The organism is Bradyrhizobium sp. USDA 4486 (genome assembly GCF_054057995.1).
In genome coordinates this window covers 4,121,624-4,139,699 of record NZ_JBSRZV010000001.1, presented here as the reverse complement: position 1 = coordinate 4,139,699, position 18,076 = coordinate 4,121,624, and the positions used below count along the sequence as shown (strand labels likewise).

17 protein-coding genes and 1 pseudogene are annotated in these 18,076 nt (G+C 60.6%); 13 read left to right on the top strand and 5 right to left on the bottom strand.

Annotated elements, in window-relative coordinates; genetic code table 11:
- Nucleotides 1–492 precede the first annotated feature (492 nt).
- Nucleotides 493–765 (bottom strand): annotated as a pseudogene (locus ACVWY3_RS20200) (penicillin-binding protein 2); the annotation flags it as partial.
- 293 nt (nucleotides 766–1,058) lie between these two features.
- Between ACVWY3_RS20200 and ACVWY3_RS20195 the strand changes: the two are divergent.
- The 3 genes from ACVWY3_RS20195 (at nucleotide 1,059) to ACVWY3_RS20185 (ending at nucleotide 4,278) form a co-directional block, all read left to right on the top strand.
- Nucleotides 1,059–1,430 (top strand): hypothetical protein, encoded by a 372-nt coding sequence (locus ACVWY3_RS20195; protein ID WP_456840047.1) that lies wholly within the window; start codon nucleotides 1,059–1,061, stop codon nucleotides 1,428–1,430.
- 350 nt (nucleotides 1,431–1,780) lie between these two features.
- The gene (locus ACVWY3_RS20190) at nucleotides 1,781–2,272 is read left to right on the top strand and encodes a (2Fe-2S)-binding protein (RefSeq protein ID WP_456840046.1); all 492 of its coding nucleotides are present in this window, start codon (nucleotides 1,781–1,783) and stop codon (nucleotides 2,270–2,272) included.
- Complete coding sequence (locus tag ACVWY3_RS20185; protein WP_456840045.1) at nucleotides 2,269–4,278, top strand: molybdopterin cofactor-binding domain-containing protein; 2,010 nt, start codon at nucleotides 2,269–2,271, stop codon at nucleotides 4,276–4,278. Before ACVWY3_RS20190 ends, ACVWY3_RS20185 begins: the two co-directional genes overlap by 4 nt.
- A gap of 67 nt (nucleotides 4,279–4,345) precedes the next feature.
- Here ACVWY3_RS20185 and ACVWY3_RS20180 read toward each other — a convergent pair whose 3' ends face one another.
- Nucleotides 4,346–4,600: a hypothetical protein gene (locus tag ACVWY3_RS20180; protein ID WP_456840044.1), complete on the bottom strand. Its 255-nt coding sequence runs from the start codon at nucleotides 4,598–4,600 to the stop codon at nucleotides 4,346–4,348.
- Between the two features lie 511 nt (nucleotides 4,601–5,111).
- On the opposite strand from ACVWY3_RS20180, the gene ACVWY3_RS20175 reads away from it, so the two are divergent.
- The 9 genes from ACVWY3_RS20175 to ACVWY3_RS20135 all read left to right on the top strand — a co-directional run bounded on the left by ACVWY3_RS20175 (nucleotide 5,112) and on the right by ACVWY3_RS20135 (nucleotide 13,639).
- Nucleotides 5,112–5,399 carry a hypothetical protein gene (locus ACVWY3_RS20175; protein WP_456840043.1) on the top strand — a complete coding sequence of 96 codons (288 nt, stop codon included), beginning with the start codon at nucleotides 5,112–5,114 and terminating at the stop codon, nucleotides 5,397–5,399.
- A gap of 126 nt (nucleotides 5,400–5,525) precedes the next feature.
- On the top strand, nucleotides 5,526–5,930 hold the full coding sequence (locus tag ACVWY3_RS20170; protein WP_456840042.1) for a reverse transcriptase domain-containing protein: 405 nt from the start codon (nucleotides 5,526–5,528) through the stop codon (nucleotides 5,928–5,930).
- A gap of 263 nt (nucleotides 5,931–6,193) precedes the next feature.
- The gene (istA, locus tag ACVWY3_RS20165; RefSeq protein ID WP_456840041.1) at nucleotides 6,194–7,429 is read left to right on the top strand and encodes an IS21 family transposase; all 1,236 of its coding nucleotides are present in this window, start codon (nucleotides 6,194–6,196) and stop codon (nucleotides 7,427–7,429) included.
- Nucleotides 7,429–8,226 (top strand): IS21-like element helper ATPase IstB, encoded by a 798-nt coding sequence (istB, locus tag ACVWY3_RS20160; RefSeq protein WP_456840040.1) that lies wholly within the window; start codon nucleotides 7,429–7,431, stop codon nucleotides 8,224–8,226. Before istA ends, istB begins: the two co-directional genes overlap by 1 nt.
- A 175-nt stretch (nucleotides 8,227–8,401) precedes the next feature.
- Nucleotides 8,402–8,710 carry a group II intron maturase-specific domain-containing protein gene (locus tag ACVWY3_RS20155; RefSeq protein WP_456840039.1) on the top strand — a complete coding sequence of 103 codons (309 nt, stop codon included), beginning with the start codon at nucleotides 8,402–8,404 and terminating at the stop codon, nucleotides 8,708–8,710.
- A 614-nt stretch (nucleotides 8,711–9,324) separates the two neighbouring features.
- Nucleotides 9,325–10,671 (top strand): ATP-dependent nuclease, encoded by a 1,347-nt coding sequence (locus ACVWY3_RS20150; RefSeq protein ID WP_456840038.1) that lies wholly within the window; start codon nucleotides 9,325–9,327, stop codon nucleotides 10,669–10,671.
- A 26-nt stretch (nucleotides 10,672–10,697) separates the two neighbouring features.
- Nucleotides 10,698–11,120 carry a hypothetical protein gene (locus ACVWY3_RS20145; RefSeq protein ID WP_456840037.1) on the top strand — a complete coding sequence of 141 codons (423 nt, stop codon included), beginning with the start codon at nucleotides 10,698–10,700 and terminating at the stop codon, nucleotides 11,118–11,120.
- A 6-nt stretch (nucleotides 11,121–11,126) separates the two neighbouring features.
- Nucleotides 11,127–12,836 carry a UvrD-helicase domain-containing protein gene (locus ACVWY3_RS20140; RefSeq protein WP_456840036.1) on the top strand — a complete coding sequence of 570 codons (1,710 nt, stop codon included), beginning with the start codon at nucleotides 11,127–11,129 and terminating at the stop codon, nucleotides 12,834–12,836.
- Nucleotides 12,837–12,916: 80 nt separating this feature from the next.
- Complete coding sequence (locus tag ACVWY3_RS20135; RefSeq protein WP_456840035.1) at nucleotides 12,917–13,639, top strand: hypothetical protein; 723 nt, start codon at nucleotides 12,917–12,919, stop codon at nucleotides 13,637–13,639.
- A gap of 332 nt (nucleotides 13,640–13,971) precedes the next feature.
- Here the strand turns inward: ACVWY3_RS20135 and ACVWY3_RS20130 are convergent, their stop codons facing one another.
- Both ACVWY3_RS20130 and ACVWY3_RS20125 read right to left on the bottom strand, forming a co-directional pair.
- Nucleotides 13,972–14,298: a hypothetical protein gene (locus ACVWY3_RS20130; protein WP_456840034.1), complete on the bottom strand. Its 327-nt coding sequence runs from the start codon at nucleotides 14,296–14,298 to the stop codon at nucleotides 13,972–13,974.
- A gap of 195 nt (nucleotides 14,299–14,493) precedes the next feature.
- Nucleotides 14,494–14,718: a hypothetical protein gene (locus ACVWY3_RS20125; RefSeq protein ID WP_456840033.1), complete on the bottom strand. Its 225-nt coding sequence runs from the start codon at nucleotides 14,716–14,718 to the stop codon at nucleotides 14,494–14,496.
- A gap of 228 nt (nucleotides 14,719–14,946) precedes the next feature.
- Here ACVWY3_RS20125 and ACVWY3_RS20120 point away from each other — a divergent pair, with 228 nt between their 5' ends.
- Entirely contained in the window at nucleotides 14,947–15,906 is a 960-nt protein-coding gene (locus ACVWY3_RS20120) for an N-carbamoyl-D-amino-acid hydrolase (protein WP_456840032.1), read from the top strand.
- Nucleotides 15,907–16,767: 861 nt separating this feature from the next.
- On the opposite strand, the gene ACVWY3_RS20115 is transcribed toward ACVWY3_RS20120, so the two are convergent.
- Nucleotides 16,768–17,868 (bottom strand): IS4 family transposase, encoded by a 1,101-nt coding sequence (locus ACVWY3_RS20115; RefSeq protein ID WP_456836948.1) that lies wholly within the window; start codon nucleotides 17,866–17,868, stop codon nucleotides 16,768–16,770.
- Nucleotides 17,869–18,076: the final 208 nt, after the last annotated feature.

Here is an 18,076-nt window from a genome sequence, read left to right as displayed (position 1 = left end):
CTTAACATGAGTTAATGCCCAAGCTGCCGCACCGAGGCCTATGCTGCTAGACGACCGGAAATGCTGCGCGAGTACATCAAGAACCGAGTGGCTTGGCACGGCGTATGAAATGACGCAGGATATGCTGCGGCGCTCGCGGCAAGCTTTGGCGAGATCAGAGGAGTTGCTGAATCTTCCGGTGCCCGTCGTCGGGCATCCGGAGCCGCCCATAGCGTAAGTCCATCACCAGTGGCAGCCTGTGCCGATGTCGGCTCTTGGCCCAGGCCGTGTAAAAACTCAAAAATCGAAACGCGGCGAAGAATGATATTTCCAGTCCCACCCCTAAGTTTAATCCGCTTGCGCGTTGAGCGACTAAAGCGGTCTTGGACGGCCCGTGGCTGACCTTTCTTCTTGACGTCGCACGTCACCTTCCGACAGCTGAGCGGAAAGCCATCGTGGAGCGCGATCGCCAGCACTGCGGACTCATCAATGCGCCGGTGCCGCGCCTTTTTCCTACTGACGCGCTGTTGAAGCTGCAAGAATAAGGCGGGCCGCAGGCGGCAGGTCGTAGCGGGGCTCGATGCCGAGAAGCGTTCCGATACGAGCGGTGACATTGCCCGCGGTCGGAACGGCGTTCCAGCCCGACGCGATCTGGCCGTAGGTCTCCTTCGGCTGCGGCTCGTCGAACATGATCAGAAGCTGATATGTCGGCTTATTCGCCGGAAGGATGGCAGTGAACGCCGTCAGCACCCGCTTCTTGACATAGCGGCCGTGGATTGCGCGTTTGATACGTCGATGCCGCGCGCGATGCTGGACTGGCATTGCCGGCCCGCTCTTCGTTGATAGGCTGTGGGCCGGATTAGATAAGTGGCAAACGCTGATCGCTGCTATGGTCGCGTTGCTGGCGGCCTATTTGGCCGCGCAGCCGGTGTACCGCCAGCTAGCAGAGCGGCGCCGCCAATCGGCGGCCGCTGCGTCTCGATGATCGTGAAGGCGGCCGTATCGCTAGAGCGCGAAGGGGACATCGTCCGAAAGGCCCTCGACGAACTGCGGCTTGATAGTCTTCTGTGGAAGTTTCGATGAGCTTTCGTGGCATGAAATCTATTGGCTCTTGGCCGCAAGAGGCATACGGCCTGATGAACGCCCGCGACGCAGCGTTGCGCTCGATGCACCTCTACGCGGAAGGCAATCCAAATGCCTCGGCGACGCAACGCGATCGCGTTGAAGCAATTATGGCGCTAGAACAACTTCGGGGCGGCTTGAACGAACGCGTCACGATTATGCGCCAGCAGACCTCCGGATTGGCCTACGAGGAAGGGGAGCAGGAGAATCCGGTTGATGAGCATTCGAATAGGCGGCAGCAAGTGAATATCAAGGAAGAGCAGTGGAGGGCTCGACCTGAGGCTTTCGCTGGAATTTGCGAATGCTTGGCGCCGAATACGTCAACTTGAAAGCATCGCGATCGGTGCGTTCCACTAAACTGAGACGCTACTTCCTCAATCCTTTGCCAACATCACTCCATGGCAGCCAGGGTTAGATCACCTTCAAGCATTGGAGTTTGGCTGTCCCCGTGCCATGCCCAGAATTGGTTTACAGTGCCTCCTCCTTGACGTTCGTCCTTGATCCGAGCAGAAGCCTCCGCGACCTCTGGAAGCACGGCGCGCCGGTGGCTTTGTCGCCGGCGAAGAAAAGTCCCGTAGGAACCAAGTGGCCTGCTGTCCGTTGGGCGCTGCGGAGATGACGCGCCTTTCGCGTCATATGGCTTGATTTCTCGGCTCGGCCTCCGTCGCAGGGAAGAGCCATGGTCGATGCCGAAAATCGAATTCCCGACCGTATTCCGATCAATCTTATCGTCAATGGCGAAAGGCGCACGCTCGACGTTGTGCCTTGGACCACGCTCCTGGATGTTCTGCGCGACCGTCTCGCGCTGACCGGCACTAAGAAAGGCTGCGACCACGGACAGTGTGGCGCCTGCACCGTGCTGGTCAATGGCCGGCGCATCAATTCCTGCCTGGCACTCGCCGTCATGAACGACGGCGCGGAGATCACGACCATCGAAGGTCTTGCCCGGGATGGTGTGCTGCATCCTCTGCAACAGGCCTTCATCGATCGCGACGCCTTCCAGTGCGGCTATTGCACATCAGGACAGATTTGCTCGGCGGCCGGTTTGCTCGCCGAAGGCCGCGCCCGGGATGCCGACGAGATCCGGGAGCTGATGAGCGGAAATCTCTGCCGCTGCGGCGCCTATCCGAACATCGTTGCAGCCATCCAGCAGGCAATGGGCCGCCCATGATCAACTTCCAATATTCACGCGCCGCCGACGTCACCGATGCGATACTCCTGCTCACCGCCCATCCCGGCGCCAAGCTCATCGCTGGCGGCACCAACCTGATCGACCTGATGAAGGAGAATGTCGAGCAGCCTTCCAGGCTGATCGACATCTCCCGCCTGCCGCTCCGCAAGATCGAAGAGACGGCCGACGGAGGCCTGCGCATCGGTGCCTTGGTGCCGGACTCGGACCTCGCCTACGATCCGCTGATCGAGCAGCGCTATCCACTGCTCGCCAGCGCCATCTTGGCCGGCGCATCGGCGCAAGCAGCCGTTCGGCACGAGGCGGATTATGTCGTTCCGAGCGAGCATCACAACCCGATGGAGCTCTTTGTCTCCACCGCAGTGTGGGACGGCAGCGGCAGGCTCACGGTCTACGACAAGACGCAAGGCGTGCAGAACGTGCATAAGTTTCTCTGCGGCGTGTTCGGCAGGAAGCCGGACGAAATCCGCGTGCTCTCGCCTTACGTCGGCGGCGCTTTCGGCTCCGGTCTGCGGCCGCAATACCAGGTGGTACTGGCTACACTCGGCGCACTTGCGCTCAAGCGCAGTGTTCGCGTGGTACTGACGCGGCAGCAGATGTACGGGATCGGTTATCGGCCGGCAACGATCGAGCGCGTCGGGCTCGGCGCAAAGCCCGACGGCACGCTGGACGCGGTCGTTCATGAGGCGACCGCCATTACTTCGCGGTATGAGGATTTCTCGCGCAACGACGCGGGCTGGGCGGAGCAGCTCTACAGGAGCTCGAACAGTCGCTGTTCGCACAAGCTCGTCCGTCTCGACGTGTCGACGCCCTGCGACATGAGCGCGCCGGGCGCGGCGTCAGGGGTCTGCGCGCTCGAATGCGCCATGGACGAGCTGGCGGTCGCGCTCAAGCTCGACCCCGTCGACCTGCGGCTGAAGTGCTACTCGGACCGCGACCAGAGCGACGATCTCCCCTACACCAGCAAGCAGTTGCGCGAATGCTACGCCCGGGGCGCGGATGCCTTCGGCTGGAGCCGGCGCAACCCGGCGCCCCGCGCAATGCGCGACGGCAAGGAGCTGGTCGGCTGGGGCATGGCGACGGGCGTATGGGAAGCGCTGCAGATGCCCGTCGCAGCGCGCATCGTGCTAACGGCGAACGGCCACGCCGAGGTGTCCTGTGCCGCGTCCGACATCGGCACCGGCACCTACACCATCATGGCGCAGGTGGCGGCTGATGCACTTGGGCTACCGATCGAGAACATCAACGTCAGACTGGCCGACTCGACCCTGCCGCAGGCCCCCGTCGAGGGGGGCTCCTGGATGGCCGCGTCGAGCGCGCATGCGGTGTTGGGAGCGGCCGAGGACATTCGCCAGGAGCTCGCGCGTCTTGCCGCGGCGATACCCGCCTCACCACTAGCCGATGTGGCCGATGTTATCCTTGTCGACGGCACGATCGCCAAGGAAGGCGACAGGAGCCGTGCGGTTCCGATCGCGGATGCAATGCGCCACGGCAAGCTTGAGCGGATCGAGAAGCAGAAGCTCAACCAATTCGCGGAGGACAAGTCGCACGCGCGCAATACGCATTCGGCAGTCTTTGCCGAGGTGAAGGTGGACGAGCAGCTTGGCGTCATCCGCGTCACGCGAGTCGTGAGCGCCGTCGCGGCGGGGCAGATCCTGAACACCAAGACGGCCCGTAGCCAGATCATGGGCGGCGTGGTCTGGGGGATCGGGATGGCCTTGCACGAGGAGACGGTGATGGATCACCGCTTCGGCCGGATCATGAACCACAATATCGCCGAGTATCACATCCCCGTAAATGCTGACATTCACGACATCGACGTGATCTTCGTCGAGGAGCGCGATGACCGTATCAACAAGCTTGGCGTCAAGGGCCTGGGCGAGATCGGAATCGTCGGCGTGCCCGCGGCGATCGCGAACGCGGTCTATCACGCGACGGGAAAGCGCATCCGATGCTTCCCAATCACGCTGGACAAGCTGCTCGCCTGACGTACTGGGCCAGGCTGCGCCCGCGGTCAGGTTCGAAACGCCAAACCGTCCTGATCGAGCTGTGCCCTCAGCTTGCACCGCTGCCCGTCACTATCCTGAGCCACGTCGACCAGTCGGCAAAGGCGTTGTACCCATTTTGCCGACTGTCCGCCGCCTCGAGATAGGTTCCGCCCTCAACAAATGGTGGAACATCCGCCGATGACGGCTTGGCCATCATCGCCTCCAGCTCGGCGCGCGGCGGAATGCCGGCCGAAACGATGTCGGATCGTTGCATCATTTCAGGACGAGCGTCGATTTCTGAGCGTAAAGCTCCGCTTACCAAGGCTCACGCCTGCCTTATGCGTAAGATTGGAGTGCACCCCGAAGGCGCGTGTCAACAGTGGAGGAAGATTCCACCCAGAGAGTTGTCGATTGATCTGGTAGCTGACGAGCGCTTCGGAGGGCAACTGACGGATCGGAGCCTCGTGACAAAGGCCGTCTTTGGACGGTTGAGCGATCCAACGGGCCGTAACGTGAGTAAAGTCTGAGCAGGCCTCGAAAGTAGCGGTGTGGATGCCGACCTACCTCGAATCTGGGGAAGGCCGTGCGGATAGGGAAGCAATCGAGGGATGCACCTGTCCGGTCCACCGGGGTAATGGACACGGCACGCTGGAAGGGTGATGCGCGTAATCGGGGAGACCCGCTCTGTCGGAGGTCGCGACTTCGACGCTGCTTCTGGCAGCGGACCGGGCGGGAGTCGGACAGGGTCGTACGACCGTTGAGGCCGGGTAATGCCGGTGGAGGAAAGGACCCTGACTTCTGGCATGCTTTTGAAGATGATGAGGATGTGGTGATTGGCGATGAGCCTGGAAACGCCCGAAAAGATCAGGAACCTTCAGAGAAAGCTTTACTGTAAGGCGAAGGCGGAGCCTGCCTTCCGCTTCTACCTGCTCTACGACAAGATCTGCCGCGAAGACATTCTGCGTCACGCTTATGCGTCGGCCCGCGCGAATGCGGGCGCGCCGGGTGTGGACGGCATCACTTTCGCTGAGATCGAAGCGTCGGGCACGGAGAATTGGCTGACAGGCCTGCGCAAGGAACTGCTTGCGAAGAGGTACCGGCCCAGCCGGTGCGGCGAGTGATGATTCCGAAGCCGGGGGGTGGCGAACGCCCACTCGGCATCCCGACCGTTCGGGATCGAGTCGTTCAAACCGCTGCCAAGCTTGTGCTGGAACCGATCTTCGAAGCAGACTTCGAGGATTGAGCCTATGGCTATCGCCCGCGCGGTAGCGGTTGATGCCGTCAAGGAAACGCACCGGCTGATCTGTCGGGGCTATACCGACGTCGTTGACACCGACCTGTCGAAATACTTCGACATGATTCCGCACTCGGACCTCCTCAAATCGGTGGCCCGACGCATCGTTGATCGGAACGTGCTGCGGCTGATCAAGGTGTGGCTACAAGCTCCAGTCGAGGAGCGGGATGGCGGGATTCCATGCATGAGTGGGGGTAAAGGCAGCAAACGCGGCACGCCTCAGGGTGGTGTCGCCAGTCCGCTGCTTTCCGTCATCTACATGAACCGATTCCTGAAGCATTGGCGTCTGAGCGGGCGCGGAGAAGCGTTCCCGATGACTTCGTCATTCTCAGCCGCGGTCACGCCGACGAAGCGCTGACGTGGACAAGAGCAGTGATGACGGCGCTCGGGCTGTCGCTCAACGAGGCGAAAACCTCGGTGAAAGATGCTCGGCGGGAAAGCTTCGATTTTCTTGGCTACACGCTGGGACCACGCCATTTTCCTCAAGGTGTCGGGCGACATGGGAAATTGCCCCCCTCACGACACGAGGAATTGACCCCCTCGCGACACGATCAAAACGGGGGTTTTATGCAGCGACTCAGTTCAGGTCCTCTGCGGTTCAAAGATCCGCGGAGGGAGGCCATGCTGGAGCCGGACGAGGTTTCGGCAATACTCCGGCTCAACGAGCTGGGGTGGGGTAGCAAACGGATTGCCCGGGAGCTCGGGGTCAGCCGCAACACGGTGAAGGAGTACATCGCGGCCGGCGGCTGGACACCCTATCGGCAACCGCGGCGCAAAAAGGCGCTTGAGGGCCAGGAGAGCTGGCTCAAGGAGCGTCTGCGGCAGCACCGCGGCAATGCTGACGTGATCCGCCAGGAGTTGGCAGCTGAGAAAGGCATCGTTGTCTGCCTGCGCACAGTTGAGCGGGCGGTACAGCGCTATCGCCAGGAGCTTGCGGCGGAAGCGCGCGCGACGGTGCGGTTCGAGACGACGCCTGGCAAGCAACTGCAAATCGATTTTGGCGAACGGCTGGTTGAGATCGGCGGCAACAAGGTTCGCGTCTACCTGTTCGTCGCCACGTTGGGCTCGCGCCGGCATCATGCCAGAGCCTTCCGCAACGAACGGCAAGAGAGCTGGTTCGACGGCCTGGAAAGCGCGTTCATGAGGTTCGGCGGCGTGCCCGAAGAAGTGCTGTTCGACAATGGCCGTGCCTTGGTCGTAGAGCATGACGCCATCACGCGCACAGTGGTGTTCAACGACAAACTGAGTGCATTTGCCAAGCACTGGGGCTTCCGGCCCTGTGCCTGCGCGCCATACCGAGCCCGGACCAAGGGCAAGACCGAGAACGGCGTTGGTTACGTAAAACGAAACGCGATCGCGGGCCGCGCCTTCCCGAGCTGGGACGCCCTTGAGGCACATCTTGAGGCTTGGACGCGGGAGGTCGCCGACCTGCGCCAGCATGGCACGACCGGCGATCCTCCGATCGAGCGGTTCAGGCGGGCGGAAGCGCAGGCACTCAAGCCCATCGTTGGGAGGCCGCCCTTCCAGGCTGCACGTGAAGTGATCCGCCGTGTGCAGGCCGACTGTGCCGTCGAGATCGATGGCAACGCCTACTCGGTGCCCTGGCGGCTAATCGGCGAGATGGTGCGAGTGATGATCGCCGACGGGCTAGTGCGCATCCACCATGGGATCCATGAGGTGGCCGTCCATCCGATTTGTGCCGGTCGTCGCCGCCGCGTCGTCGACCCCGAGCATTTTGCGGGCCTGACTGGATCGAACCGGGCTGGCGCGCTCGCAGGATCGTTCGTTGTGCCGCACTCGCCGGCGCTGCTGCGGCCGCTCGGCGAGTATGAGGCAATCGTCGGGGGGAGCTTCTGATGCGCGCCGCTGTCCCCGATCGCCTGAGCGATATGCTGACCCGGCTGAAGCTGACCGCCGTCCGCGACCAGTTGGATGGGCTATTGGACGAGGCCGGCCGACAAGAGCTGAGCCTGCGCGAGACCCTGGCGCTACTGTGCGAGCGCGAGATCGCCCGCGAGGACGAGCGGCGCATCGAGATGACCCTCAAACTCGCTCGCTTCCCGTTCGTTCGCGATCTCTCCGGCTTCGACTTCTCGGCCCAGCCGTCGCTAGACCCCAAGCAGGTACGTGAGCTTGCTGGCGCGCGCTGGATTGCCAATGGCGAGAACGTGCTGCTGCTTGGGCCGCCTGGCGTTGGCAAGACGCACCTGGCGGTCGCGCTGGGGCGTGAAGCGATCCTGGCTGGGCATTCCGTGCAGTTCGTCGCAGCCACGACGGTCGTTGCGCAACTTGCCAAAGGACACAGCGAAGGCAGGCTTGACGAGCGGCTCGCGCAATTTGCCAAGCCAAAGCTCCTGATCATCGACGAACTCGGCTATCTGCCCTTTGAGCCCAATGCCGCACATCTCTTCTTCCAGCTCGTCAGCCGCCGTTACGAGAGAGGCGCGATCCTGCTCACCAGCAACCGCAGCGTCGGCGAGTGGGGCTCAGTCTTCGGCGACCCTGTGGTCGCCACCGCGATCCTTGATCGCCTGTTACACCACAGTCACGTGATCACAATCCGCGGCGACAGCTACCGCTTGAAGGAAAAGCGTCGTAGCGGGCTTTTGCAGAAGGCCGCCGCGCCAGAAGCTAAATCGGAGAAAAAGCCGTGAAGCAAGCCGCTCGCTCGCTACGGCGCTATGGGGGCGCGCTCCGCGAGCGGCTTGCTCCACATCCGCCAAAACAACAAGGGGGGTCACTTCTTCATGTCGTTACCGGGTTAAATCCGGACGTCGCTTGACACAAGGTGGTCGTTGGTATCTTGGCGCAGCACCATCCAGGAAGAGTATGCAGCGGATCAAGACTAAAGTCAGTGACTTGCCGACGCCGGGTAACAAGGGCGCCTGGCCTGAAGTGCAAGCTCGACTGAACCGCCTTTTGCGCGGTTGGTCGGCATACTTCTCGTATGGCGTTCGCGCATCGGCGTACCAGACCATTGACAATCACGTCTATGATCGGGTGCGCAACTTCCAGTGCAAGCGACACAAAGTGCCGGGGCGCGGCATAAAGCGGTTCTCTCGCGAGACTATCTACGAGGAACTAAGGGTGCTGCGCCTTCATCGCGGGCGTGGAATGTCGCCGCTGCGTGCCTCATGATGAAGCCAGTCGGAAAGCCGGATGCCGTAGATCCGCACGTCCGGTTTGATGAGCGGGGAGGGGAAACGGGGCGATGCCGCACGGCCTAAGCAACCGCGCCCTTCCTCGACTCTACTCAGATATCGTAGGTTCGGTTGCTGAGCGGTAGCGCTCCCCTGACTTGAACTCCGACGGTCGGGCCGAAATGGTTGCAGAGAAAGCAGATCGGGAGCTGACCACCGATTGACCACCGAAACGCCGGGAACAAACGGTGATAAAGGTGGTCAATCGCGGGCAAGTTTCATTGTTTTTGTTGATCTTTTCGGCCGCTATTTACGTTCGGGACGCAGGGGTCGCAGGTTCGAATCCTGCCACTCCGACCAAGAATTTCAGGGACTTAGCGTCTAGCACTTTTTGCGGCCCCAGAAATAGCCCCAGATATGAATACCCTCGCCCGCTCCGTTATTTACGCAAGGCGCTAGGGTTCAAAAGCATACGCAATTTGCGGCTCGAACTTTATCCCCAGAGCCCCGGTGCGCTTATCCCTTATCTGCACAAGTCAAACTTGGTTCCGCCGGCTCGCACCTGTTAGGGTTGTGTCGGCTGACGGGTTGAGCGATTGAGGCGGGGGATCAGTGAGAATTGTTCGGGTCCACATCGAGAATTTTCGAGGCATACGGCTTGCCAACATCAACTTTGAAGGCACAACCGTTCTGTTGGGGGACAACAACACTGGCAAGTCGACGGTGTTTGAAGCCATCGAACTTGCGATCGGGGCTGATCGACTAGCCAGATCGCAAGCCATTGATGAGCATGACTTTCACGGAGGCGACTACAGGGCGGCGGATGGCGAGCCTGGAAAGAAGATCAAAGTTGAGGTCGTGATCGCGGGCCTGGACGAACAGCAACAGACAAAGTTTCGCGCAAACATAGAATTTTGGCGCCGGGTGGACAGGGCAATTTTGGGGCCCGGAGAAGTTTGGGGTGTAGCCGGACAGGGTGTCGAAGCGGCTGTACGGATCATTTTTGAAGGCGCTTACGACCCGGACGGAGATGAGTTTGTTGCAAAAACGTGGTTCGCCATCCCGCGTCAGGACGATGGTGTGCCAATGAGCGAGTGCCGCTCGAGCGACAAGCGTGAGTTTGGTTTTCTCCACCTGCGTGCTTTGCGAACAGGAAATCGCGCGCTTTCGATGGAGCGAGGATCACTACTGGATGTGATTCTTAGAACTTACGAAGTTCGTACTCGAATGTGGGAGGGATTGCTGGACCGACTTCGCGGCCTGGATGTCGTTGGTGAAAATGACCCCGAGTTTGGACGCATTCTCACTGCCATCCGCGATGCAATGAGAGAGATTGTTCCCGGTGAATGGGCCGACGCGCCACATCTGCGGGTTTCCGAGTTGACGCGGGATGATTTGCGGCGAGTTCTGAAATCTTTCTTAGCAACAGGGGTGCCGGGCTACGCTGCTCCGTTCCAACATCAAGGATCGGGAACGATCAACGCCTTGGTCCTATCTATGCTTGGTCTGATAGCTCAACGGCGAAATGGTCGTGTCATTTTCGCGATGGAGGAGCCGGAGTTGTCACTTCCGCCGCACGTCCAGAAGCGCGTCGTTGACAAGGTACGTGGGCTTGCAGCGCAAGCCCTTTTTACCTCTCATTCGCCATATGTCATCGAGCAGTTTGCACCAGAGCAAATGACCGTCGTGACCCGAGACAACACGGGCTTACTTACGGCAGCAAGCGTGGTATTGCCGGACAATCTGAAGTTAAAGATATTCCGTGATGGGTTTCGAACCCGCTTCTGCGAGGCGTTGCTGGCGCGACGTGTCGTTGTGATGGAAGGCAAGACCGAACTTGTTGCCTACAGTGCGATGGCTCGTCGCGCGTCGGAGTTGTCGCCTGATCAGTACCAACGTTTGGATTCACCGATTCACTCGGTTGGGTTCCGTTCGATGCGGGCGGAGAATCAGCGGTAGCTTCTTTTGCAGCCTTCTTTCGAGGGTTGGGCAAGACGGTTGCCTCTGTATTTGATCAGCAGAACCCGGCCGCGCGCGCCGCGATAGAGGCCGCGTCACATCGTGCGTTCGAGCAACCGTACGCAGGATTTGAACATCTGCTCCGGGCGGAAATTTGGCCTGCAATGCAGGCGTGGTTCGTGAAATGGTTTGTTCAAGCTGGTGAATGGCCGCAAGCGCTCGCTCATCTGATCCCGCCGGATGGCTCAGCAGACGACGCCTATACTCCACCGTTTTTGGCGTTGTTCAAACACAAAAAGGGCGACGACTATCTCACTGTGTTCTTTGACCAATGCCAAGTCGTTCATTTGCCCCCGACCATGACCCGCATTCTTGCCGAGTTGCGCAATATGGTCGCTCCGCTGCCACCGCCTCCGGCCCCAATGCAGGCCCCAGGCATCTTTGGGTAACGCCATATGCCGTTGATACTGTGCGATCAGCGTCGTCGGTTGCTCGCTACAGACGGACATATCGTAGTTCGTGGCAGCGCGGGCGCGGGAAAGACAACAATCGCGCTGGCCAAGGCGTGCGCGGATCTTACCGCCGGTCGTCTACCTGACCAAAGCAAGGCGCTCTTCCTTAGCTTTGCGCGGGCGACTGTGGCTCGGGTCGCTGAGCAGGCCACGGCCTCCATTCCGCGTGAGCAGGCATCGCGGATCGAAATCAATACTTATCACGGGTTCGCCTGGACGGTCTTGAAGAGCCACGGTTATCTGCTTTGCGCACGTCAGGGCGTTTCGCTTTTATTGCCCGCGCAAGCCCGGAGCCGCTTGGCTGGATTGGACGGGGAGGAGCGCCTAGTGCGGCAGCGGCAGCTATTCGATGAAGAAGGTTTAGTCGCTTTTGATTTGTTTCCGACTTTGCTTACAGAGCTTTTCCGTCGTGTGCCTACGCTCGCAGACGCTTATGGGCGGGCTTACCCGCTTATTATTGTCGACGAGTTTCAAGATACGAACGCCGAAGAGTGGGCCATGATCGCGCAACTCGGTCGTCATAGCAGACTAATCGCGTTAGGCGACCCGAAGCAGCGCATTTACGATTTCAAAGGCGCAGATCCGCGGCGGTTCGGAGAATTTATCGCTCAGTTCCGTCCAACAGAATTCGATTTTGTAGGCGAGAATCGTCGTAGCGCGGGGACGGACATCTTGGAGTTCGCCGACGCGATGATAGAGGGGGCATTTCGACCGAATCCGTATGCCGGTGTTTCGATCACTAGGTATCCTGGCCAGAGCCTGCGTCCACTTAAGCAGGAAGTGCTGCGCAGTATTGGCCGCCTCAGACGAGCGCCAGATTGGTCGCTTGCTATTCTCGTTCCTGCGAACAACCTTGCTGTGCAGATCTTCGACTACATGGCCCGCGCAGATCACGGTCTGCCAGGGTATCCAGTAGAGATCTTGGTCTCGGCAGAGGGCCCAATGCTTGCAGGCGCTCTAATAGCCCTCATGCTCGAACCTAAGACGCCGACGGCGCATTTGGGCGGGCTGCTACTGGATGGTCTCGCCGAGTTTGAACTAGGGCGCTCTGAGGCCGCTTCAGACGTAGCGATAAATAGGGCTTCGCGGCTTCGCGCACTCGGTCAAGCGGTGCGGCGTCGCGGCATTGAAGGCTTCGGCGGTCGAGGCATCGGGGCCGATGTTCGAGGGTTGATCCAAAACGTTGAAGGCATAGCGCTTACAGGCGATCCCATGACTGATTGGCGTGCGGTTAGGGCTGCGTTTGCCGCTAGCCCACGGGCGCAACTGCAGGCGGTCGCAAGGGAGGCCCGTCATATGCGGCTTTTAAGACGAGGCGCTCAGATCGAAAGCCGGTTCGCTGAAGCTTGGCGGAACTACGGTGCATATCGGGATGCTCGAGCTATGTTGAGTGCGGCAGTCGTTGAAGACCAGTTTGCGGCTACGACGAGACCTCATCGTGGTGCGACCGTCATGACCATACACAGGGCGAAAGGAAAGGAGTTCGACGAAGTGATTGTTTTTGAGGGGGCGTTCTTGCGGTACCTCCAGCCTCGGGGACGTGACGCGGAGCGATCGGCGCGCTTCAACCTTCACGTTGCTGCAACGCGAGCAAGAAACGTCGTAACGATCATGACGCCAGCCCGGGACCCGTGCCCACTTCTACCCTTATGAATTCGGTTCGATCGAGAAATCGACGATCTCAGACTATAGGCGTCCGCTATTCCTGCACATTCCCCTTGGAGTAATCTGAAATGCCATCTCCACTCTCTCTAGATTATTTCTCGGGTGGTGTGCCGACGGGAGCGGTATTTAAAAGCATTCTAGACGACATAAGCCAGATAAACGTCTCATCGCGACGAGCGCGCGGCATTGATAGGCTCAGCGAGCTATGCTTCGTCGGAGCGCTTTCTTATTTTGAAGCATTCTGCAAAGACCATGCAGGTTCGATCATCAGCATTGCTCCACAATTGATCGAGCAATTCCGGGCGGCCGGATATGACACTTCGATCGACGCCCACAAGGTCGTCAAACTCGCCGAAAATTTGGAAGCTCGAATTGGATTCTTGATTCTTGAGCCAATCGATTTTGGCGGCGCGCGGAAGATTAACTCGATCTATAGCTGTCTGCTCAAGATCACGCCATTCTCAAAAGCCGACGTCATCCATTACGAGGAACTGCTCCGAGACCGCAATCTGATCGTGCACCACGGCTCCGTTTTCACGACGCGGTACCTTGATCAATCCAAAGCGGGTGGGACACTGGACCTAGCGAGCGACGCTTACATGAACAGCTTGGTCGTGGACGCAGATCGAGTAACCGCCGCGATTAGCTTCCTGTGGGAGATTGCAAGCAAGACGCTGACGGCCTCGCACAAGGTGCTGCAAGCCCAAGCAGCGGAGGGACTTCTTATGCTCGATCCAGAACGGCAGCAGGCGCTTGATTTCTTCAAGTATTGGGGAGGCGACGAGCCGTGACCCCACTTTACAGCCCCAGATTGGCCCCAGAATGACCATGAACAAACGAAGAAGATCTTGAGGAAACGCCTTCGAAAATCCCTGTAAAACAAGGGGTTTCTAACGTGGCGGTTCCGTTCGGGACGCAGGGGTCGCAGGTTCGAATCCTGCCACTCCGACCATTCTTCCAAAAGTTGACGTTTTCCAGAGGCTTGGCGGACCGGCCGCCAGCGCCTCAGGTGTCTTTCTGCAACGATTTTCGGGACGGGTCCACGGCCGATTTGGCATGGGCGGGGCAGCCTGTTGCGGCGGCATGGCTTCCAGCGGCGGCCGAGGCCGCGCGAGCGGCATTGCTATCGCCGCGCCACCAGGACGCCCACCAAGAACGCCACCATCAGCGACGGCAGCGGGGCCTCGCGCACCATGCCGCGAACGATGTCCGTCCAGTGCTGATCCGGCGCCAGTCGCGGCGACCTGACCTCAGCCATCGGCGTCATGCCCCAGTCGGAAGCGAGCTCGGCGATCTCGCTCGACGCCAAACGCGAGCCGTCGCGGATGCGGAAGATGGCGGCATCTGATCGCTCGCGCTCGCCGAGCGCCATCAGCGTCGCGATCGCGCTGCGCAACGTCATCTCGCCAAAGCCTTGCAGCCTCACCGACTCCTCAGGGTCGGATGTCATGCGAAATCCCTCACAGCGCGAAATGGCGTGCGATGGCAAAGGCCGCCGTCGCGCACACGACCAGCGTGGATACCGCGCCAGCCACGCCGCGCGCGAGATCGGCTCGCGTCAGGTGCCTGCTCATGACCTTGCTCCATGCTCTCATGGAAATGGCGGCGGGACGCGTTGGTTCCTGGGCGGCGAGCGAATCGCCGGCTACTTCCGCAAGAGCTCGCTCAGCGCCGCCGTCGCTTCCGCGCAGCGGATGTCGTCGATCTCGCGCGACAGCCTGAGCGCGCTCGATCTCAGCTCGTCGAGCTTCCAGGTCTCCGGATTCTGGCCTTCGAGCTGGCTGAGACGCTTGTTGAGATCGTCCAGTCTCGACTGGAGCTGCCCGATGCTGGCAGCCCCATTCACTTTCCAAACGCGTTGTGCACGCATCGTCATTCCCCTGTCGTCCTCACGGCGTTGTGAGAGCGGTTCGTGGCCGGAATGGGAGTTTGTTTTGTCCGGCTTCAGATCGCGGGGAACCGTTGCAGATCGGCAACGAAAGTTCCGGTATTGTCGGCGAGCCGTCGCACGATGGTCCCGACGGGGGGTCCAAAGCGGCTGCGCGCGGTGCCTGGGCAACTCCAGGTCCGACGCGATCAGAAACGTAAGGAATGAGTCGTGGCGAGATTTGTGACTATTGCAGCCGGCCAGCTCGGCCCGATTGCGAGGAGCGAGACCAGGACCGCGGTGGTGGCGCGGCTGATGGCGTCGATGCGCGAGGCGCGCGCTTGCGGCTGCGACCTGATCGTCTATCCCGAGCTGGCGCTGACCACGTTCTTTCCGCGCTGGTACTTCGAGGACCAGGCCGAGGTCGACAGCTTCTTCGAGCGCGAGATGCCGGGCCCTGAGACGCAGCCGCTGTTCGATCTCGCGCGCGAACTCGGGATCGGCTTTTGCCTTGGCTATGCCGAGCTCGCGGTGGAGGCCGGAATCGTCAGGCGCTACAACACGTCCATTCTCGTGGACAAGAGCGGCGCGATTGTCCTGAAGTATCGCAAGGTCCATCTGCCCGGTCATGCCGAGCACGAGCCCTGGCGCGCGTTTCAGCATCTGGAAAAGCGCTACTTCGAGCCGGGTAGCGGCTTCGGCGTGGTCGATGCCTTCGGTGGCGTCATGGGCATGGCGATCTGCAACGACCGCCGCTGGAGCGAGACCTATCGGGTGATGGGTCTGCAGGGCGTCGAGATGTTGCTGATCGGTTACAACACGCCGGTGCACAATCCACCCGCGCCCGAGCATGACGATCTCTCGTTGTTTCATAATGGTCTGGTGATGCAAGCCGGTGCCTATCAGAACGGCACTTTCGTCGTCGGGGTCGCCAAGGCCGGTCTCGAGGAGGGCGTCGATCAGATCGGCGGCAGCTGCATCATCGCGCCCTCGGGCGAGATCATCGCGGCCTGCACCACCAAGGGCGACGAGATCGCGCTGGCGCGCTGCGACCTCGATCTCTGCAATTCCTACAAGCGCACCACCTTCAATTTCGACGTCCACCGCCAGCCGCGGGCTTACGGGATGATCGTCGAGCGGAAAGGCGTGACGACGATGGCGGATGGGACGCCGGTGCTGTCGAAGGGGTGATGCTTCCGCAGCCCGGATGGAGCGAAAGCGCAGTCCGGGGCCGCTCGCGCGGCATCTTGCACTGTGCCGGATTGGGCTGCGCTCCATGCGGGCTGGGGGACCGGCTGTTTCGCTTCTCTGTCAACCCAGCGGCACAAAAATATTCCGCTTTGCCGAAATTCGGATTTGTCGTATGTGTCGGCCATCCCGGCTCATCCTTGAGGGGCGATCATGAGGTCGTCATTGTCGCGAGCCGGGCTTTGCGGTGGACGCAGCAGCGTCGGGCGCGAGTGGCCAGGGGCAGGGCGGATTGCTCTCCGTGAGCCCTTAAGGCTTCGCGTGGACGGACGGCGCTGTCAGGTCGGTCTCGCCTGTAAGTTTCGCAGCCCCGTCGACAGGGCTGCGAAAACTGCGGCGAAATGGCGGGCCGTGCGTACGGCAAAACCGTGTGGTCCTGGCCGTCGTTGCTACGGTCAAGCTCTTGCGGATGCGGCAGTCGCGTCAACCGGCGCGATGGCCGGTGACTTTCGCGAGAGTGAGGGAGGCCAGAAGGAACTCGGCTCCCGGGAGAGCGCGGCATACGCCGTCCGACCATCGCGCAGGGAAGGCCGAGTGATTGGCACCACCTGTATGCTGCTGTGCGGTCTCCTTTGCGCTATCTCGCGCAGCAGACCGCGGGTGCGAGGTCAGCACCCGGCCTTCCCCATAGGCGTTAAGGTAGCGCAAGCATTGATTGATATTGACGTTTTCGGGGAGGCTCGCGCAGGTGCCGCCCAAGCGCTCGCTTACTGCGGCGCAAGCGGCGGATGGTTGGTTGTGGAATGATTGCTTGCAGCAAGGATGCAACGAGTTGTTGCAAGATACGCCAACCGCCAGGTGTCGTCAGGCGGCCTGCTTCCAGTGGGGAGAGTCCTCGAAGTCGCGGACAAGCGGCTCGAGCAGCAGGATAATCAAGAGGTGAGCCAGCAGGTAGGGCTTCGCCGAACGCTGATCAGTTCCAGGCGGTGTCTTGAGACCAATCAGGCTTTTCAGTCGCTTGAAGCCAAGTTCGATCCGCCATCGCAGTCGATAGAGTGCAAGCACATCCTTGGCGGAGAACTCGTCCCGTGCGAGCGACGTGACCAGAATGACCCAATCCGCGGCTTCCAGAGTCCCTTTGGAGATGATGCGGTTTTCGTCTCGTGCGTCTCGCCGAGCTTTACGACGCGAAGCCGCGGCCGCACCGGTGGGCTTCTTGACCGCAACCAGACGCATAGCCAGAGGCGCCCCGTCCTTGCGTTTGATCCAAATCCTCCGATCGATCAGTCCGCGTGCCTTTGCCGCACGCAATTGGGCCATCAGATCGAATGGAAGGCCTTGGGCATCAAGCCAGCGCGCGTTCTTCCAGCCTGCTCGGATCAGAACGTCGGCACCAGCCGCGCGGACAGCCGCGATGCGGTCAGGTTGCAGATAAGCGCGGTCAGCAATGCGGATCTCGTTCTTGACTACTGGTATCCGGTCAAACGTTTCGCCCTCTTGCTGATCCGTTAGCTCGAAGTGACCAAAGCGCTCACTTGGCAGATCAAATGCACTATGAAGCCGCCAAAGCTCACTGCTCCTGCGGGCAGTCGGCCCGGCCTGAGGTACTGTCGTCGCATCGACGATGCGGATCAGGCGGCCTCGGCTCGCCTTCGGCGCTGCCGCATCGAGCAAGCTCTCCACCAGCACTGCAAACCAATCGCCACATTGACGCAGGCGATAGAACAACGCCACGCTGCTGAGGTCCGCAAGGCCAACAGAAGCCGCCCACGCAGCTGTCGATCTCAATCCTCTTTCCCCTAAACAATAGGCCAGCATCAGCCGAAGCAACGCCACCGCGTCTGGAATTTGGCGCCGCCGCGCGAAAGCCTTCGTCTGGCGCGCGCTTATCTCAAGCTGCTCAGCCCCACCCAGCTGCGCAACCACTCTCGTCCAGTCCTCATTTAGAAGCGATTCGTCTGCCATGCCCCTTGGAATCACGTGTGATTCCAACACTCAAGAATAAACTTAACGCCTATGCGGCCTTCCCTGCGCCCTCTTGGCTTAGAGGGTGGAGAGATCAAGCAAAGCTCGGGCGAATTGGGCCGCGAGGGCGAATACGCATGTCGGTAACCACACGCTCGCTGTCATCGCCCGGCCTCGACCGGGCGATCCAGTATTCCGAGGCGGTCGT

What these genes read in the sequence shown, in the direction of transcription:
- ACVWY3_RS20195 (WP_456840047.1), top strand. Translation starts at nt 1,059, where the DNA reads ATGAGCTTTCGTGGCATGAAATCTATTGGCTCTTGGCCGCAAGAGGCA.
- ACVWY3_RS20190 (WP_456840046.1), top strand. Translation starts at nt 1,781, where the DNA reads ATGGTCGATGCCGAAAATCGAATTCCCGACCGTATTCCGATCAATCTT.
- ACVWY3_RS20185 (WP_456840045.1), top strand. Translation starts at nt 2,269, where the DNA reads ATGATCAACTTCCAATATTCACGCGCCGCCGACGTCACCGATGCGATA.
- ACVWY3_RS20170 (WP_456840042.1), top strand. Translation starts at nt 5,526, where the DNA reads ATGGCTATCGCCCGCGCGGTAGCGGTTGATGCCGTCAAGGAAACGCAC.
- istA (WP_456840041.1), top strand. Translation starts at nt 6,194, where the DNA reads ATGCTGGAGCCGGACGAGGTTTCGGCAATACTCCGGCTCAACGAGCTG.
- istB (WP_456840040.1), top strand. Translation starts at nt 7,429, where the DNA reads ATGCGCGCCGCTGTCCCCGATCGCCTGAGCGATATGCTGACCCGGCTG.
- ACVWY3_RS20155 (WP_456840039.1), top strand. Translation starts at nt 8,402, where the DNA reads ATGCAGCGGATCAAGACTAAAGTCAGTGACTTGCCGACGCCGGGTAAC.
- ACVWY3_RS20140 (WP_456840036.1), top strand. Translation starts at nt 11,127, where the DNA reads ATGCCGTTGATACTGTGCGATCAGCGTCGTCGGTTGCTCGCTACAGAC.
- ACVWY3_RS20135 (WP_456840035.1), top strand. Translation starts at nt 12,917, where the DNA reads ATGCCATCTCCACTCTCTCTAGATTATTTCTCGGGTGGTGTGCCGACG.
- ACVWY3_RS20130 (WP_456840034.1), bottom strand. Translation starts at nt 14,298, where the DNA reads ATGACATCCGACCCTGAGGAGTCGGTGAGGCTGCAAGGCTTTGGCGAG.
- ACVWY3_RS20125 (WP_456840033.1), bottom strand. Translation starts at nt 14,718, where the DNA reads ATGCGTGCACAACGCGTTTGGAAAGTGAATGGGGCTGCCAGCATCGGG.
- ACVWY3_RS20115 (WP_456836948.1), bottom strand. Translation starts at nt 17,868, where the DNA reads ATGGCAGACGAATCGCTTCTAAATGAGGACTGGACGAGAGTGGTTGCG.